This window comes from Brevibacillus sp. MCWH, from assembly GCF_013096935.1.
GTDB lineage: Bacteria > Bacillota > Bacilli > Brevibacillales > Brevibacillaceae > Brevibacillus > Brevibacillus aydinogluensis.
Genome location: NZ_SDLF01000168.1, coordinates 1 through 442 on the forward strand (window position 1 = coordinate 1; position 442 = coordinate 442).

The following is a 442-nucleotide window of genomic DNA, read 5'->3' on the forward strand; positions in this document are numbered from 1 at the left end:
GGGTTTTATTATGTCAGTAAAAGAATTCTTAAAAGAATGGAAACCTAAAAAAGTAAAAGAAATGGACAAAGATGACCGTACATTATTGCTTTATGACAATATTCCATCTATCGTGGAATTTTACATCAAAAAAGGTCATAAAGAACATGAAGATGTAAATAAATTATTCGACCGTATGGAGAATAAAGTGTTCGTGAAAACACTTTTACGAATTCTCAAAACTAACGATGAAACACCAGTTGATTTGGGAATGGCTACAGTAATTGCAGACTTCTTAGAAAAACGTCGTCAAAACTTAGAAGACGAAATTGTTGAAAAGTATGTAGAAGCCATTGACAAAATCCTTAAAAAGCGTATTAAGAAACTTCATAAAAAGCTAGGTATCGACAAAGGAATCTTAAAAGATTTGCTTGTATACGTTGCTGATAAAGACCTTATTAGC

At 31.4% G+C, this 442-nt stretch carries 1 protein-coding gene; it reads left to right on the top strand.

What is annotated here, in order from left to right; translation table 11 throughout:
• Positions 1–442: hypothetical protein (locus ETC00_RS19910; protein ID WP_171567762.1), on the top strand; the 442-nt coding region annotated here is incomplete at both ends.